Genomic DNA, 2,186 nt, shown 5'->3' with positions numbered 1-2,186 from the left:
GTGGGCGGCCGATTGCCGGCGCCGCCAAGGGCGCACGGCCTGCTCTCCGGCCTCGACGAGATCGCGGACATCGGCAGGGATGCCCGGCGCGGCGGTTACTCCAGGCACCTGTGGCAGCCGGCCGACCTGGAACTGCGCGACTGGTTCACCGGACGCGCCGTCCGGCTCGGGCTCGACGTGGAGATCGACCGGAACGGAAACACCTGGGCGTGGTGGGGGCCGCGCGGCGACGACGCGATCGTCGTGGGCAGCCACCTCGACTCCGTTCCCGGCGGCGGTGCGTACGACGGCCCCCTCGGCGTGGTCAGTGCCCTCGAGGCGATATACCGACTGCAGGCGAGCGGGTTCCGGCCCGCACGCCCCTGCGCCGTTCTGGTCTTCGCCGAGGAGGAGGGCTCCCGGTTCGGTATCGCCTGCCTCGGCTCCCGGCTGATGACCGGCGCACTCGATGCCGGTCGGGCCCGCGCTCTCGTCGACGCGGACGGAATCTCGCTCGAAGCAGCGGCATCCGCTGCCGGCATCGACCCGGCCGGCCTCGGCGAGGACCGGGCCGCCCTCGCACGCATCGGCTTGTTCCTCGAACTGCACGTGGAGCAGGGCCGCGGGTTGATCGATCTGGACAGCCCGGTCGCGGTCGCCTCCTCGATCCTCGCCCACGGGCGCTGGCGCATCACCTTCACCGGAGAGGGCAACCACGCCGGTGCCACGCGCATGACCGACCGTCGGGACCCGATGCTCGCAGCCGCCCGCTCGATGCTCGCGGTTCGGGATGCCGCCGTCGCGAGCACCGGCTCCCGGGCCACGATCGGCCGGATCGAGGCCGTGCCCGGTGGCACCAACGTGATCTCCTCGCAGGTCACTGTCTGGCTCGACGCCCGTGCCGCCGAGGATGCCGCAGCACAGGGCCTCGTCACGGAGATCACCGCGCGGGTCTACGAAGCCGCCGCGGCAGAGGGATGCACCGCGTTCGTTGCCGAGGAATCCTGGAGCGGCGCCGTCGCTTTCGATGAGGCGCTGCGCGACCGGCTCGTTCACTCCCTGCACGGCGTCCCCACTCTCCCGACGGGCGCCGGCCACGATGCCGGAGTGCTGTCGAGTCGCCTGCCCACGGCGATGATCTTCGTGCGAAACCCGACCGGCATCTCCCATTCGCCAGAGGAGTTCGCTACGCTCGACGACTGCCTCGCCGGCGTCGCGGCGCTCGAGCAGGTTCTCCGGGAGCTGCTGTGAAACCGGGAATCACCGTGACGTTCTGGTGCGCACGCGCCCTGATCGACGGCGCGCCCGTTGACGCGGTCCGGGTGCACGCGGCCCCGGACGGGACGATCGCCCGGCTGGAGCGGGGCGTTCCGGCGCGCGCCGGCGACACGGTCCTCGGTACCGTGGTCCCCGGGATGGGCGACGCGCATTCGCACGCCTTCCACCGCGCCCTGCGCGGACGCACGCAGGCCGACGGCGGCGATTTCTGGCGCTGGCGGGAGAGAATGTACGCCGCGGCATCCGCTCTGGACCCCGACCTGTACTACGAACTCGCCTCGGCGGTGTTCGCCGAGATGCTCGTCAGCGGCTGGACGGCCGTCGGCGAATTCCACTATATGCACCACCGGCAGGACGGGCGGCCGTACCCGGATGCCCACGCCATGGAGCTCGCGGTCGCGGCCGCCGCACGAGACACCGGGATCCGCCTGACCCTGCTCGACACCTGCTACCTGCGCGGGGGCGCGGATCGTCCGCTCGCCGACCTGCAGCGGCGGTTCGGCGACGGCTCGGCGGAGGCCTGGCTGCAACGCTGGTCGAGCCTGCGGGACACCCTCGATACCAGCGCTCGCACTCTGGCTGGTCCAGGCCCTGCCGTCACGCTCGGTGCCGCCGTGCACTCGGTGCGGGCTGTGCCCCGGTCGGCGATGGCGACGATCCTCGCCGGGTTGCCGGCAACGGTTCCACTACACATCCACCTCTCCGAACAGCCCCAGGAGAACGCGGAGTGCCTCGCCGAATACGGCCTCACCCCGACGAGCCTGCTGCACGAACTCGGCGCTCTGACTCCCCGGCTGAGCGTCGTCCACGCGACCCACCTGACCGACGACGACGTCGAACTCCTCGGCGCCGCCGGCGTGACGGCCGTGTTCTGCCCGACCACAGAGGCCGACCTGGGCGACGGGATCGGGCCCGCTCGACGCCTGGCG

The 2,186-nt window shown here is 72.1% G+C and carries 2 protein-coding genes; both read left to right on the top strand.

Annotated elements, in window-relative coordinates:
* Positions 1-1,230: an allantoate amidohydrolase gene (locus tag QN345_RS18220; RefSeq protein ID WP_323509029.1), complete on the top strand. Its 1,230-nt coding sequence runs from the start codon at positions 1-3 to the stop codon at positions 1,228-1,230.
* The coding region (locus QN345_RS18215; protein WP_323509028.1) for a formimidoylglutamate deiminase at positions 1,227-2,186 on the top strand (960 nt) is incomplete at its 3' end. The genes QN345_RS18220 and QN345_RS18215, both read left to right, overlap by 4 nt.

The organism is Cryobacterium sp. 10I1, assembly GCF_035019805.1.
In the GTDB taxonomy this organism is placed as follows: domain Bacteria; phylum Actinomycetota; class Actinomycetes; order Actinomycetales; family Microbacteriaceae; genus Cryobacterium; species Cryobacterium glucosi.
This window is presented reverse-complemented; position numbering and strand designations above follow the sequence as displayed.